This window comes from Mycobacterium malmoense (genome assembly GCF_019645855.1).
GTDB lineage: Bacteria > Actinomycetota > Actinomycetes > Mycobacteriales > Mycobacteriaceae > Mycobacterium > Mycobacterium malmoense.
The window spans coordinates 5,213,495-5,227,284 of sequence record NZ_CP080999.1; the positions used below are offsets into that span (position 1 = coordinate 5,213,495).

At 66.0% G+C, this 13,790-nt stretch carries 12 protein-coding genes; 6 read left to right on the plus strand and 6 right to left on the minus strand.

The genetic code is table 11. The annotated features are described in order from the left end of the window. Positions 1-226 precede the first annotated feature (226 nt). From K3U93_RS24160 to K3U93_RS24180, 5 genes are all read left to right on the plus strand, one after another. Positions 227-1,132 carry a PirG gene (locus K3U93_RS24160; RefSeq protein WP_176220074.1) on the plus strand — a complete coding sequence of 302 codons (906 nt, stop codon included), beginning with the start codon at positions 227-229 and terminating at the stop codon, positions 1,130-1,132. 175 nt (positions 1,133-1,307) lie between these two features. Further along, positions 1,308-2,990, plus strand: coding sequence for an LGFP repeat-containing protein (locus K3U93_RS24165; protein ID WP_217808457.1), 1,683 nt, complete (start codon positions 1,308-1,310; stop codon positions 2,988-2,990). A gap of 183 nt (positions 2,991-3,173) precedes the next feature. Further along, positions 3,174-5,510, plus strand: a complete 2,337-nt coding sequence (locus tag K3U93_RS24170) for a nitric-oxide reductase large subunit (RefSeq protein ID WP_071511277.1) — start codon at positions 3,174-3,176, stop codon at positions 5,508-5,510. A gap of 3 nt (positions 5,511-5,513) precedes the next feature. Next, positions 5,514-6,140, plus strand: a complete 627-nt coding sequence (locus K3U93_RS24175; protein ID WP_071511276.1) for a hypothetical protein — start codon at positions 5,514-5,516, stop codon at positions 6,138-6,140. Then, a complete protein-coding gene (locus K3U93_RS24180) occupies positions 6,137-6,934 on the plus strand; it encodes a slipin family protein (protein ID WP_071511275.1) in 798 nt (265 codons plus the stop codon). The genes K3U93_RS24175 and K3U93_RS24180 overlap by 4 nt, the downstream gene beginning before the upstream one ends. Here the strand turns inward: K3U93_RS24180 and K3U93_RS24185 are convergent. The 4 genes from K3U93_RS24185 to K3U93_RS24200 all read right to left on the minus strand — a co-directional run bounded on the left by K3U93_RS24185 (position 6,909) and on the right by K3U93_RS24200 (position 10,182). Next, on the minus strand, positions 6,909-7,889 hold the full coding sequence (locus tag K3U93_RS24185; RefSeq protein WP_083012546.1) for an alpha/beta fold hydrolase: 981 nt from the start codon (positions 7,887-7,889) through the stop codon (positions 6,909-6,911). The genes K3U93_RS24180 and K3U93_RS24185 overlap by 26 nt on opposite strands. After that, complete coding sequence (locus K3U93_RS24190; RefSeq protein WP_083012548.1) at positions 7,823-9,079, minus strand: cytochrome P450; 1,257 nt, start codon at positions 9,077-9,079, stop codon at positions 7,823-7,825. Before K3U93_RS24190 ends, K3U93_RS24185 begins: the two co-directional genes overlap by 67 nt. Before the next feature lie 133 nt (positions 9,080-9,212). Beyond that, a complete protein-coding gene (locus K3U93_RS24195; RefSeq protein ID WP_083012551.1) occupies positions 9,213-9,725 on the minus strand; it encodes a hemerythrin domain-containing protein in 513 nt (170 codons plus the stop codon). After that, positions 9,715-10,182 (minus strand): OsmC family peroxiredoxin, encoded by a 468-nt coding sequence (locus K3U93_RS24200; protein ID WP_083012554.1) that lies wholly within the window; start codon positions 10,180-10,182, stop codon positions 9,715-9,717. The genes K3U93_RS24195 and K3U93_RS24200 overlap by 11 nt, the downstream gene beginning before the upstream one ends. 390 nt (positions 10,183-10,572) lie before the next feature. Here K3U93_RS24200 and K3U93_RS24205 point away from each other — a divergent pair, with 390 nt between their 5' ends. Continuing rightward, positions 10,573-11,010 (plus strand): group III truncated hemoglobin, encoded by a 438-nt coding sequence (locus K3U93_RS24205; protein ID WP_083012556.1) that lies wholly within the window; start codon positions 10,573-10,575, stop codon positions 11,008-11,010. A 106-nt stretch (positions 11,011-11,116) separates the two neighbouring features. Here K3U93_RS24205 and ctaD read toward each other — a convergent pair whose 3' ends face one another. Further along, positions 11,117-12,817, minus strand: coding sequence for an aa3-type cytochrome oxidase subunit I (ctaD, locus tag K3U93_RS24210; protein WP_220688566.1), 1,701 nt, complete (start codon positions 12,815-12,817; stop codon positions 11,117-11,119). 106 nt (positions 12,818-12,923) lie between these two features. Next, positions 12,924-13,529, minus strand: coding sequence for a DUF2249 domain-containing protein (locus K3U93_RS24215; RefSeq protein ID WP_083012559.1), 606 nt, complete (start codon positions 13,527-13,529; stop codon positions 12,924-12,926). Positions 13,530-13,790 lie beyond the last annotated feature (261 nt).

Consider the following 13,790-nt stretch of genomic DNA (forward strand, 5'->3'; position numbering starts at 1 on the left):
GCGACGCCACGGGGTCGAGGTTCGGCCAGGTAACGACGGCTTCGGCATGGCGCGACACCGCGGTCACGGCCGGAGCCCCAATTACCTCACGATTCAATATCAGCACTCTAGTCACAGCAATCCCACTCGTACCATCGACTCTGTGTGCTTCATGCCGGATACGACGGGCAGGACACGCCGACACAACCGCAGTTCCGATTAGTTGTCCAGTTCTGAGGAGACTTCCGTGCCGAACCGACGCCGACGCAAGCTTTCGACAGCCATGAGCGCGGTCGCCGCCCTGGCAGTGGCGAGTCCTTGCGCATACTTCCTTGTTTACGAATCGACCGCGGGCAACAAGCCACCCGAGCACCACGAGTTCAAGCGGGCGGCGATGATGAGCGACCTGCCCGGTGAGCTAGTAGGCGCGCTGTCACAGGGGCTGTCGCAGTTTGGGATCAACTTGCCCCCGGTGCCCGCCTTGAGCGGGACCGGCGCCAGCACCCCGGGTCTGACGAGTCCCGGGCTGGGGAGTCCGGGCCTTACCAGCCCGGGCCTGACCAGCCCTGGTCTTACCAGTCCGGGTCTGACTAGCCCAGCTCTGACAAACCCGGGCCTGCCGCCCACGACACCGGGGGTCACCACGCCCGGTGCGGTGCCGACGACGCCAGCCGCGGGACTCAACCCGGCGCTATCCAGCCCCGGGCTGACCAGTCCGGCCGGAATCACGCCTGGCCTGGGCGGCGCCGGCGAAGTGCCGATCAGCGCGCCGACCGGATTGGACCCGGGCGCCGACGGCACCTACCCGATCCTCGGTGATCCGTCGACGCTGGGCGGTTCGTCGCCCATAGCGTCTGGGGGCAGTTCCGGTGGCGGCGGGCTTGTCAACGACTTGATGCAAGCCGCCAACCAGTTGGGCGCCAGCCAGGCCATCGACCTACTCAAGGGCGTGTTAATGCCGGCGATCATGCAGGGTGTCCAGCAAGGCGGCGGGGCCGCGCCGGGTGCCGCCGGTGCCCTCCCGGGTGCGGCCGGTGCCCTACCGGGTGCCGCCGCTGCACTGCCGGGCGCGGCCGGTGCCGCGCCGGGTGCCGCCAGCGCCCTGACGGGTGTCGCCGCGCCGGCCGCGGCCCTCCCGGCATTGCCCCACTAAAGGCCTGAAAGAGCCTGTCCCCCGACGGCACCGCAGAGTCGCATGGCGCCGGGTCCTAGCAACCCGTCCAGCAACTACCTCTCTGCGGTGCCGTCGAACAGGCTTTCGTGGACTTTTTGGCGCACATATCGTGTCGCCTCATAAATAACAATAGAAACACAAGTAACATCGGCTGGTGTCGTCCCGCAGTCGCGCGCCAACGATGTTGCTCACCGCCATCGCGGCGACCGTCGTCATCGTCTCGTGGGTGGACGACGCGACACGCGGTCGCGGAGCACCCGAACCGTCGCCGGCCCGCGACACCCAACTCGCCGAGCAGCCGTTGGTCGGGCTCGGCGGCGGCGTCACGGTTCGCGAACTCACGCAAGGCAAACCGTTTTCATTGGTCGCGCTCACCGGTGACCTCGCCGGCACCTCCACCCGGGTGCGCGCAAAACGCCCCGACGGCTCGTGGGGACCCTGGTATCAGACCGAGTACGAGACCGCGGCCCCCGACCCGGCGGGCGCGGCCGGGTCGGCCGGACCGGCCGAGGGCCCCCGCAGCACCGATCCGGTGTTCGTCGGCGCCACCACGACCGTGCAGATCGCGGTCACCCGCCCGATCGATGCGCCGGTGACCCTGGGGGCACGCCCCGACGAGGCCGGGGGATCCCCACCCGCTGGCGGGGGACCGTCGGAGACGGACCGTCTGGGATATAGGCCGGTGTCCAAGGAACAGCCCTTCGGGCAGAACATCTCCGCGATCCTCATCTCACCGCCGCAAGCGCCGGCGAAAACGCCTTGGACGCCGCCGGCCGGAGTCATGATGCCGGGCCAACCGCCGGCCATCATCAGCCGAGCCGAATGGGGCGCCGACGAGTCCCTGCGATGCGGTACTCCACAGTACGACAACGGGATTCGGGCTGCGGTCGTTCACCACACCGCGGGCAGCAACGACTACTCGCCGCTGGAATCGGCCGGCATCGTCAAGGCCATCTACACCTATCACAGCAAGACCCTGGGCTGGTGCGACATCGCCTACAACGCGCTGGTCGACAAATACGGCCAGGTGTTCGAGGGCAGCGCCGGAGGACTCACCAAGGCGGTCGAGGGCTTCCACACCGGCGGATTCAACCGCAACACCTGGGGTGTGGCGATGATCGGCAACTTCGACGACGTGCCGCCGACGCCGATGCAGCTGCGAACTGTGGGCCGGCTGCTTGGTTGGCGGCTGGGCATGGATGGCGTGGACCCCAAGGGCACGGTCGCGCTGGAGTCGGCCGGTAGCCATTACACCACCTTCGCGGCCGGCACCATAGCGAACTTGCCCACCATCTTCACCCACCGCGACGTCGGAAACACCGATTGTCCGGGCAATGCCGCCTACGCCCTGATGGACGAAATCCGGGATATCGCAGCGCATTTCAACGATCCGCCCGAAGAGCTGATCAAGGCGCTGGAGGGCGGCGCCATCTACGAGCACTGGCAGGCGATCGGCGGCATGAACAGTGTCCTTGGCTCACCGACCTCACCGGAAGACAACGCCGAAGGCGACGCCCGCTACGTCACCTTCGTCAAGGGCGCGATGTACTGGTCACCCGAAACCGGCGCCCAACCGGTCACCGGCGCCATCTACGACGCCTGGGCCTCGCTGAGCTACGAACGGGGTCCGCTTGGTTTGCCGACCAGCGCGGAAATACAAGAGCCGCTGCAGGTCACGCAGAATTTCCAGCACGGAACCCTCAACTACGAGCGGCTCACCGGAAACATCACCGAGGTGGTCGACGGGATCACGACGCCGCTGTCGACACAAATCCCCAGCGGCCCGACGGTGCCGCCCGAACACTTCTCGCTACCGACCCACCCGGCCGCCACGTAACGCACACGGCGGCGCGCGCGATCGCATCGTCAATCAGCCAACACCACAACGTATTCCGCGCAGCGACATTGGTTTCCAAACGGCCGCGGGTTGTTCTCAATTGACGCTAATCCGATGTAGGGTGGCTTCGTCGCGTGTTAGATACCTGCCGATGCGTCTCCCGACGCGAAAGAGGTCGTCGCCATGGCAGCGCAGCCGGCACAGTCGTCACGTCCCGATCAATCGTCGCAGCCGTTAGTTGGGAGAGGTTGGCTGCAGGGCGTCGCCCTGGTAATGATCTTCGGCTTTTTGGTGATGGGCATCCTGGTCTACCGCACGTACTCCGCCTCGATGCCGATGCCCGACAAGGTCGTCGACGAGTCGGGCCAGCTGTTGTTCACCGGCAACGACATCACCCGGGGCCAGGAGCTCTACCAGGCGCGCGGATTGATGGAATACGGGTCGGTGCTGGGCCACGGCGCGTATCTCGGGCCCGACTACACCGCCGAATACCTGCGGCTGGCAACCGACGACGTTGCCGATCAACTTCGCGCACAGGGCGTGGCCGATCCGCGCGATCGGGTGGTCACCGAATTCCGGGCCAACCGCTACAACCCGGCCACCAAGACGCTGGTATTCACCGACCGGCAGGCCGCGGCCTTCGACCGTATTCAAAGCCACTATGCGGCCTACTTCGGTGAGAACTCGACCAAATACGGGCTGCTGCCGCGGCTGATCACCGACAAGGCGCAAATCCGCGACCTGACGGCGTTCTTCGCGTGGACGGCCTGGGCGGCGGCGGCCGAACGCCCCGGCCACAAATACAGCTACACCAACAACTGGCCGGCGGAGCCGCGCGTCGACAACGGTCCCACCGCCGCGGTAATCGTGTGGTCGGCGCTGTCGCTGATCGCGCTGCTGGGCGGCATCGGGGTCATGTTCGCGATTTACGGCCGCTGGAGCCAAAAGGTCGGCTGGCACAGCGCCGAGACCTCCACGCTGTCGTTCCGCCAACCCGGCGAGGTGGGCCTGACGCCGGCGCAACGGGCGACCATCTGGTTCTTCGCGGTCGTGTCGGTGCTGTTCCTGGCGCAGACGCTGCTGGGCGCGGCCGCCGAACACTACCGGGCCGACCTGTCGACGTTCTTTGGCCTGGACCTGGCCCGGGTGCTGCCCTACAACCTCGCCCGCACCTGGCATCTGCAGCTGGCGCTGTTCTGGACCGCGGCGGCGTTCCTGGCGGGCGGCATCTTCCTGGTGCCGTTCATCGCCCGCCGGGAGCCCAGGCGTCAGGCGCTGCTGGCGTACGTGCTGCTGGGCGCGGTCGCGGTCGTGGTGTTCGGCTCGCTGATCTGCGAGGCGCTGTCCATCTACGGCGTGATCCCCCAGGGCGGGCTGCTCTCCCAGCAGTGGGAGTACCTCGACCTGCCGCGGCTGTGGCAGATCCTGCTGATCGTCGGCATGTTCGTGTGGATCGCGATCATCTGGCGCGGCCTGCGCGGCAGGCTCAAGGGCGAGTCGAAGATGAACATGCCGTGGCTGTTCTTCTTCTCCGGGCTGGCGATTCCCACCTTCTACACGGTGGGACTGCTGGCCAGCAGCGGCACCCACTACACCGTCGCGGACTTCTGGCGGTTCTGGGTGGTGCACCTGTGGGTCGAGGACTTCCTCGAACTGTTCACCACCGTGATGGTGGCCTACATGTTCGTGCTGCTGGGCGTGGTGCGCGAGCGGATCGCGCTGGGCGTGATCTTCCTCGACGTCATCCTGTACTCCGCCGGCGGCGTCATCGGCACCATGCACCACCTGTACTTCTCCGGCACCCCGGTGGAGCACATGGCGCTGGGCGCGTTCTTCTCCGCGGCCGAAGTCATTCCGCTGACCTTCCTGACGGTCGAGGCATGGGCGTTCCTGCAGCTGGGTGCGCGCCAGCAATCCGGTGACGCCAACCCGTTCCCGCATCGCTGGGCGGTGATGTTCCTTGTCGCGGTGGGCTTCTGGAACTTCCTGGGCGCGGGCATCTTCGGGTTCCTGATCAACTTGCCGGTCGTGTCCTACTACCAGATCGGCACGGCGCTGACGGCCAACCACGGGCACGCGGCGATGATGGGCGTGTATGGCATGCTGGCCGTCGGCCTGGCGATGTTCGCGTTCCGCTATGTGATCCCGGCCGACAAGTGGCCGGAGAGGCTGGCGCGAATCTCGTTCTGGTGCATGAATATCGGCCTCGCGTGGATGGTGTTCGCCACCCTGCTGCCGCTGGGTGTGCTGCAGCTGTATCACTCGGTCAACGATGGCTACTTCGAGGCGCGGTCGCTGGGCTACATCACCAAGCCCGGCAATTCGGTGCTCGAATGGCTGCGGCTGCCGGGCGACGTCATCCTGATCGTTGGCGGTGTCGTGCCCTTCGTCTGGATCGCCTGGATCGCGCTGCGTAACTTCCGGTCAGGCACGACGGTCGAGGAATTGCCGGAGCACCCGCTGTACACCGAGGCCGGGGCCAGATCGGGAGCCGGTTCTGGAGCACCGGCGAAGGACTGAGCGGTGTCTCCGCCCGCCACATCGGTGTGGCTGATTGCCGGGTATTCGCTGGCGCTGCTGGCCATCGGGTGGAGTTTCGACTCGATGGCGCGGCGGGCTTCGGCGCGCGCGGCGCTCTGGCGCACGGGTCAATTCACCTACCGCCCCGACCACGACGCCTGGGTGTGTCCACGGGATCACTGGCTATGGCCGAGCTCGTTCGATCCGCAGCACCGGGTGATGCGTTATCGGGCGCTGCCGGTGGTGTGCAACGGCTGTCCCGCCAAATCCGGTTGCACGACTTCGGATCACGGCCGGGAGATCAGCCGCGAGGTCGACCCGTGGCCGCATTCGGACGCCGGACGGTTCCACCGCGGGATCGCGTGCTGCGTGGCCGCGCTCGGAATCGTGCTGCCGCTGGCGACGTTGGTCGCCAGCCATTCGGTTACCGACGTGCTGGTCCTGGCGGGCACCGTGCTGGTCGTGGTGCTGTTGGGGCTGCCACTGGCCCGTCACCTGTGGAACACCCCGTCCAACGCGCCGGACCACCTGCCACACCGCACCGCCATCCAGGACGAGGTGGCCGCGGCGATCGACCGCTATTCCACCCGCTGGGGCGGCTGGGAAGGCAAGGAGGACAAGACATCGTGACCGGTGTGGTGATCGTCGTCGTCGCGGTCGGGGTCGTGGTGCTGGCCGTGCTTGCGGTGCTGTCGCTGGCCGTGCTGCGCGAGTACGAACGCGGGGTGGTGTTCCGGATGGGCCATGTGCGCCCGCTGTACCAACCGGGACTGCGGCTCCTGATTCCGTTGGTGGACAAGATGGTCCGGGTCGACCAGCGGCTGGTGACGCTGACCATCCCGCCGCAGGAGGTGATCACGCGCGACAACGTGCCGGCCCGCGTCAACGCCGTCGTCATGTTCGCGGTGACAGACCCGCTGAAGGCGATCACGGCGGTGGAGAACTACGCGGTCGCCACGTCACAGATCGCCCAGACGACGCTGCGTTCGCTGCTCGGCCGCGCGGACCTGGATACCCTGCTGGCACACCGCGAAGACCTCAACAGCGACCTGCGCACAATCATCGAAAAGATGACCGAACCGTGGGGTGTGCAGGTTCGCGTCGTGGAGATCAAAGACGTCGAGATTCCGGAGTCGATGCAGCGGGCGATGGCCCGCGAAGCCGAAGCCGAACGCGAGCGCCGCGCGAAAGTCATCAACGCCAGGGGGGAACTGCAGGCGTCGGAGGAATTGCGGCAAGCCGCCGAAACCCTGTCCAAGAGCCCCGCGTCACTGCAATTGCGTTACCTGCAAACGCTGTTGGAGCTGGGCGCGGATCAGAACTCGACGGTGGTGTTCCCGCTGCCCGTCGATATCATCACCCCCTTCTTGCGACACCCAGAAGTGTTGCGGGACATCGCTACTGCGATAAATGACGGCCGCTGAGCCCGGCCGGACCTGGGGCCGCGACGGTCCTGATCTGTTCGATGATGGTGGGCCACAGCGGTTTCGGTAGGTCGTGACCCATTCCCGGCAGGAGCACAAGTGTCGCGTCGGGAATGGCGCCGGCCGTTGCCCGTCCGCCGTCAGGGCGGATCAGCGGGTCGTCCCGACCGTGCACGACGACAGTGGGGATACACAGCTTCGCGAGGTCGGGCCGGCGGTCGGCGCCGGCCAGCATCGCCGCGGTTTGACGGCCCCGCGCGGCGGGATCGAATCCGCCTCGCGCATACATCGATTCGCCGAGGCAGCGCAGCCAGCCTTCGTCAGCGGGATAGCCGGGCGAGCCGAGGACGCGGTGCTGGCGCACGGCCAGTTCACCCGCTTCGGCGGGTCCGCGCGGTGGTCTTCGGGTCAGCACGCCGCGAGCGGCCCACCACAGCCGCAGCATGGTGATCACCGTCAGGCGGCCAATGTCCGGGGACGGTGTCGTGCTGATGCAGGTGAGCGACCGCACTCGTGTCGGATCGTTGATGGCCAGCGTTTGGGCGATCATGGCACCCATCGAGTGCCCCACGATGTGCGCGGAGGCCCAGCCCAGTTCGTCGAGGACGGCGACCGCGTCCTCGGCCATGTCCTCGAGGCTATAGGGAGCTTTCCCCGGATCGCGCCGCGCGGCCCGGCGGGACGGAGCGCCGAGCCCGTCCAGATGGGTGGATCGACCCGAATCGCGGTTGTCGAACCGTACAACGTGAAATCCGCTTTGCACCAAGGTAATACAGAATTCGTCGGGCCAGTAGTGCTTGTCGGCCGCGAGGCCGGCGATCAGCAGCAGCGGATCCCCGGCGTCGCCGATGTGCTCGTAGCACAGGCGAATACCGTCGCGGTGGGCGGTCAGCTCCCGCCCCGTGGGCCGGTGCCCTGGTAATCGACCTGCCAGTGTTTGATGCCGTTGAGCCATCCCGACCGCAGCCGCTGCGGTGTCGAGAGCGGCGCGAGATTGGGCATGTGGTCGGCGATGGCGTTGAACATGAGGCCGATCGTCAGCCTGGCCAGGTTGGCGCCGATGCAGTAGTGCTCGCCGCCGCCGCCGAATCCGACGTGCGGGTTGGGGTCGCGCAGGATGTTGAACGTGTACGGATCGGTGAACACGTCCTCGTCGAAGTTGGCCGAGCGGTAGAACATCAGCACTCGCTGGCCCTTCTTGATCGTCACCCCGGACAGCTCGTAGTCGGTGAGCGCGGTGCGCTGAAAGCAGGTCACCGGGGTGGCCCAGCGCACGATCTCGTCGACGGCGGTCTCCGGGCGCTCCCTCTTGAACAGCTCCCACTGGTCGGGGTGATCGCAGAACGCCATCATGCCCTGGGTGATCGTGTTGCGGGTGGTCTCGTTGCCGGCCACCGCGAGCATCACCACGAAAAACCCGAATTCGTCGTCGGACAGCTTCTCGCCGTCGATGTCGGCCTCGATCAGCGACGTGACGATGTCGTCGCCCGGGTTTTTGGCCTTGATCGCGGCCATCCCCATCGCGTAGGCGATCAGCTCCGCCGAGGTGGCTTTCGGGTCGATGTGGGCGTATTCGGGGTCGTCGTTGCCGGTCATCTCGTTCGACCACTCGAACAGCTTGTTGCGGTCCTCCTGCGGCACGCCGAGCAGGCCGGCGATCGCCTGTAGCGGCAGCTCGCACGACACCTGTTCGACAAAGTCGCCGGAGCCCTGTGCGGCGGCCGCCTTCGCGATGCTCTGCGCGCGCTCGTTGAGCTCGTCGCGCAGCCGGCCGATGGCCCGCGGCGTGAACCCGCGCGAGATGATCTTGCGCAGCCGGGTGTGGTGCGGTGCGTCCATGTTGAGCATCACGAATCGCTGGACCTCGATGTCCTCGCGGGCGATGTCGTCGTTGAACCGTGGGATCGCGCCGTTTTGCCAGCTGGAGAACACGTCGCTGCGCAGCGATATCTCCTTGACGTCCTTGTGCTTGGTCACTACCCAGTAGCCGCCGTCGTTGAAGCCGCCGGCCTTGCCCGGAGCCTGCTCGCACCACCACACCGGCGCCGTCCGGCGCAGCTCGGCCAGCTCCTCGACCGGCAGGCGGTGCGCGTAGATGTCGGGATCAGTGAAATCGAACCCCGGCGCCAGGTTGGGACGGGCCATGACAACCTCCTATGAGTGAGAGCATCTAGCCCGATTAAACCCGGATAACGTTGCAGGAAAAAGGTACTTTAGTCACTTCCGTCCGGCATAAAATAGAACGTGTTCTATCGCGCCCGGAGGCGCACCAACCGCGTCACGCGCCCGCCTGCCGGCATACCCATCCATCGGGAGCGCGGCCGGTCTCGATGAACCGGGTCAATTCCGCGCTCGTTTGCGGTGGCAGGTCGATGTCGGCATGCGGATAGACGACCGGTTCCTCTTTAGAGTTGTGCTGGTCGAGTTGAGCCAGTAGCCGACGGCAGGTGTCCACCAACCGCCGGCGGTCCCCTCCATCGGCGAGTCCATCAGCGAGCAGATCCGTCAGGGTGTCCATCGTGCGCCACAATTCGCCATGCTCGCGCATCATCACGAAGATCGGCATGGCCATTCCGGCCTCCCGGATCGGCGGGAACAGGATGACCTCTTCGAGGTAGATGTGCCGGCGCAGCGCTTCCAATGCCGCGGCCAACGATTCGGGCCGCACGCTGCCACGGTCGAGCTCCTCGATGAAAGACTGTATCTCACTGTCGATTTCGCGGTGTTCTCGCTTCAGGGCGGCAGACAGCTCCCGGCCGGGCGTCGGGTGCTCGCCCGCCCTAGCGTGCATGGCGGGGAGGTTCGGCCTCGTCGAGCTCGGCGTCGACCGCTATCTTGGCGCCGGCGAACAACCGCGACACCGGACACAACGCGGCGGCCTGGTCCACCACGGCCGCGAACGCCTCGGCGTCCAGCCCGGCCACCTGCGCCCTGACCCTCAGCCGTGACGTTGTGATCGTCGGGATTCCGTCGACCGCATCCAGGGTCACCGTGGCCGTGACGTCGAGTCGCCTTGGCGGCGTTTGGTTCTCGCCCAATTTCAGCGCCAGCGCCATCGCGAAACACGACGAATGCGCCGCCGCCGCCAGTTCCTCCGGACTGGTCTTGCCGCCGGGCCGCTCGGTCCGGGAAGCCCAGCTCAGCGGCAGGCCGTCCAGCGCCCCGCTGCTGCCTTTCGACAGCGCGCCTTCGCCAGACGCCAGGGGGCCCTCCCACGTGGTCTGCGCGCTCCGCTCCGCAATGCTCATTGCTTCATCGACTCCTTTATCCGAACCGCCGGGCTGATTTTTTACAAGCGTTGTTTGTGTAAACTCTAGACGGTTGCCTCGGGCGTTGGCTATTATTGAGGAGAAATATCCCTTAAAAAGATCCGGCCGAAGGGACGCGTGGGGTGGATGACCGCGGCGATCACGCGACGGGCCGAGCGCGAATTGGCGTCTGAAAGCGCAGCGGGACAACGTGTTCCGGACGGTGCTCGGCCGCCGAAAACTTTCGAGGAGCGGGCGGCGGCGTTCTGCAGGGCCTCCTCGCGAATTCGGGGCCGGCTAAACGCCATTCGACTGCATCGCGGCCAGCTCTGCGGGCCGAGCTCGAGCCTTTCGTCGAACCCGAACCATGCCTTGCCCGGGTGACCGCCCATGACTGAGCCGCATGCGCCGGACGGTCGGGCGGTCGCGGATCTGGCCGGCCGCGCGGACGTAGAGGCGCTGTTGCGCCGGTTTTATGACCGGGTGATGGTCGATGACGTCCTCGCCGGGCCCTTCACCGAGTTGCGGGCCAAGGGCCTGGACTCGCACATCCCGGTGATGGCCGACTTCTGGCAGACCGTGCTGTTTCGCGCCGGACTGTACCGGGGCAGCGCGTTGCACGCCCACCGACGCGTGCATCAACGAATTCCGTTGGGCGGCCGCCACTTTGTCCGCTGGCTGACCACGTGGAACGACACCGTCGATGAGATGTTTCAGGGACCCGTCGCCGAGCACGCGAAAACCCAGGCCGCCAGGATCGCCTGGGCCATGCACCGACGGCTGACGGGCACAGACACACCAGAACTCGACATCCTGGTCGCACGCTGAACTGATGCCGCCCGCGCGTCACCGCCGCGTCGGCCGGCGAAAGAGCTTGCGCCCCAGCCGAACCACGGGGCGGTTGAGCGCATTCCGTCATCGGGCGATGGCGTTGTCATCGATGACGGTTTGTGCCCGAGATGTGCAGCTCGCCGCGGATCCGTTCGACCATGTGCGGGTAGTGCAGCTCAAAGGCGGGCCGCTCGGAGCGGATGCGGGGCAACTCGGTGAAGTTGTGCCGGGGCGGCGGGCAGCTGGTGGCCCACTCCAGCGAATTGCCGTGGCCCCACGGGTCGTCGACGGTGACCGGCTCCCCGTAGCGCCAGCTCTTGAAGACGTTCCAGACGAACGGCAGCATCGACGTGCCCAGGATCAACGCCCCGATCGTCGAGACGATGTTGAGGCCCTGGAAGCCGTCGGTGGGCAGGTAGTCGGCGTAGCGGCGGGGCATGCCCATGTTGCCCAGCCAGTGCTGCACCAAAAAGGTGGTGTGAAAGCCAATCAGGGTAAGCCAAAAGTGCAGCTTGCCCAACCGTTCATCGAGTAGCCGGCCGGTCATCTTCGGGAACCAGAAGTAGATGCCGGCGAAGGTGGAGAACACGATGGTGCCGAACAGCACGTAGTGGAAGTGCGCGACCACGAAATAGGTGTCGGTGACATGGAAGTCGACCGGCGGGCTGGCCAGCAGCACCCCGGACAGCCCGCCCAGCAGGAATGTCACCATGAAGCCAACCGAAAACAGCATCGGGGTTTCGAATGTCAGCTGTCCCTTCCAAATGGTGCCGATCCAATTGACGAACTTGATCCCGGTGGGCACCGCGATGAGGTAGCTCATGAAGGAAAAGAACGGCAGCAGAACGGCCCCGGTGGCGAACATGTGGTGCGCCCACACCGCGGTCGATAGTGCGGCAATGCTCATCGTCGCGTAGACCAGCGTGGTGTAGCCGAAGATCGGCTTGCGGGCGAACACTGGCAGAACCTCGCTGATGATGCCGAAGAACGGCAGCGCGATGACGTAGACCTCGGGGTGCCCGAAGAACCAGAACAGGTGCTGCCACAGGATTACCCCGCCGTTGGCCGCGTCGTAGATGTGGGCACCCAGGTGCCGATCGGCGGCCAGCCCGAACAGCGCCGCGGTCAACAGCGGAAAGATAATCAGCACCATGATCGAGGTGATCACGATGTTCCAGGTGAAGATCGGCATCCGGAACATCGTCATCCCCGGCGCGCGCAGGCACACCACCGTGGTGATCATGTTGACGGCACCCAGGATGGTGCCCAAACCGCCGACCGCCAGACCCAGGATCCACAGGTCGCCGCCCGCGCCGGGACTGTGGACGGCGTCGGACAGCGGGGTATAGGCGGTCCAGCCGAAGTCGGCGGCTCCGCCCGGCGTGATGAACCCCGCCATCGCGATCAGAGCGCCGAACACAAACAGCCAGAATGACAAGGCGTTGAGCCGCGGAAAGGCCACGTCGGGTGCGCCGATCTGCAACGGCAGCACGAGGTTGGCGAATCCGAACACGATCGGGGTGGCATAGAACAGCAGCATGATCGTGCCGTGCATGGTGAACAGCTGGTTGAACTGTTCGTTCGACAGGAACTGCAGCCCGGGCGCGGCGAGTTCCGCGCGCATCAGTAGCGCCAGCAGGCCGCCGACGAAGAAGAAGGTGAAGCAGGCGACGCAGTACATGATGCCGATCAGTTTGTGATCGGTCGTTGTGATCAGCTTGTAGAGCAGGCTGCCTTTCGGCCCCAGCCGCGCGGGAAAAGGCCGGTGCGCCACCAACTCTCGCGGGGCCGCTTCGATGGCCATCAAGTCCTCCACTGGTGGTACCGTCGTTAGGCCCGCTGGAGCCCCGCGATTTACCTCAAACTCGTTGCGCTACAACGGCGGTGGTTGGTTTGCATGACGGCGCTGGTCAGACAGCCTGCCGCACCGTGGGGGTGAGGGGCAGGATTTCCCGCTTCTGGTGCACGGTCAGGTAGCGCAGTCCTTCTGGGCCGGCGGCGAACTGCCGCCGTGACCGACGCGGTAGCCAGAGCAGGGCGCCGGGGGCCAGGTCGATCGTGCCCTCTTCGGTGGTCAGCCGGCCGCTGCCACACAGCACGTGGATCAAGACGTCGACGTCGGCTCCTGTGTGCGTGTCGATTCCGCCGTTGGGCGCCAGCGTGATGACATTCGAGTCCAGGTCGCGTTCGCGGACGTCCAGCTTCCACGCCACGCCGGACGCGTCCGGTTCTAGGTCGGCACCCGCGATATCGGCGGTGTTCGTCAGAACCCGCGGCAGCGGCGTGGTGGTGAGCTTGCTGATTCGGATCCGCCAGACCGTCGGCCCTTTCTCGACGTACTCCCACCCGTAGCTGCCGGCGTGATCGGCCTCGAATTCGTCATGGAGGTGCTTGGGGTCGTGGTTGTTGACCAACACGAACGATCCCCCGACCGGCAGGTCAGCATAGGCGGCGAAGATCGTCGGGTGCTTGTCGGGCTTGCGCAGCTGTCGCACGTCGAGCTCGTTGTCGGCCATGGAGTTTCACACCTCGCAGAGTTTTTACAAGTCGTATTGTGTAAACACTACCGCATGCCCGCGCGATACGGAAGACTTTCCCGACGGCCGCCGGCCGTGCGTGGGGACGGCGGTTGAAAACACCGGCGCCACAAGGGGAAAAGGTGGGTGCAACTTCTCGCTACCAACCCATCCCGGCCGCCACCTGGACAGTTTTGCGAGCCGAACGCCCGTTTCTGCCCGGATGCGGATTTCGTCACAGTAGGCTCAACGTGCCGGACA

What these genes read in the sequence shown, in the direction of transcription:
- K3U93_RS24215 (WP_083012559.1), bottom strand. Translation starts at nt 13,529, where the DNA reads ATGGCCGACAACGAGCTCGACGTGCGACAGCTGCGCAAGCCCGACAAG.
- K3U93_RS24185 (WP_083012546.1), bottom strand. Translation starts at nt 7,889, where the DNA reads ATGGCTCAACGGCATCAAACACTGGCAGGTCGATTACCAGGGCACCGG.
- K3U93_RS24170 (WP_071511277.1), top strand. Translation starts at nt 3,174, where the DNA reads ATGGCAGCGCAGCCGGCACAGTCGTCACGTCCCGATCAATCGTCGCAG.
- K3U93_RS24200 (WP_083012554.1), bottom strand. Translation starts at nt 10,182, where the DNA reads ATGAGCATTGCGGAGCGGAGCGCGCAGACCACGTGGGAGGGCCCCCTG.
- K3U93_RS24195 (WP_083012551.1), bottom strand. Translation starts at nt 9,725, where the DNA reads ATGCACGCTAGGGCGGGCGAGCACCCGACGCCCGGCCGGGAGCTGTCT.
- ctaD (WP_220688566.1), bottom strand. Translation starts at nt 12,817, where the DNA reads ATGGCCATCGAAGCGGCCCCGCGAGAGTTGGTGGCGCACCGGCCTTTT.
- K3U93_RS24205 (WP_083012556.1), top strand. Translation starts at nt 10,573, where the DNA reads ATGACTGAGCCGCATGCGCCGGACGGTCGGGCGGTCGCGGATCTGGCC.
- K3U93_RS24190 (WP_083012548.1), bottom strand. Translation starts at nt 9,079, where the DNA reads ATGGCCCGTCCCAACCTGGCGCCGGGGTTCGATTTCACTGATCCCGAC.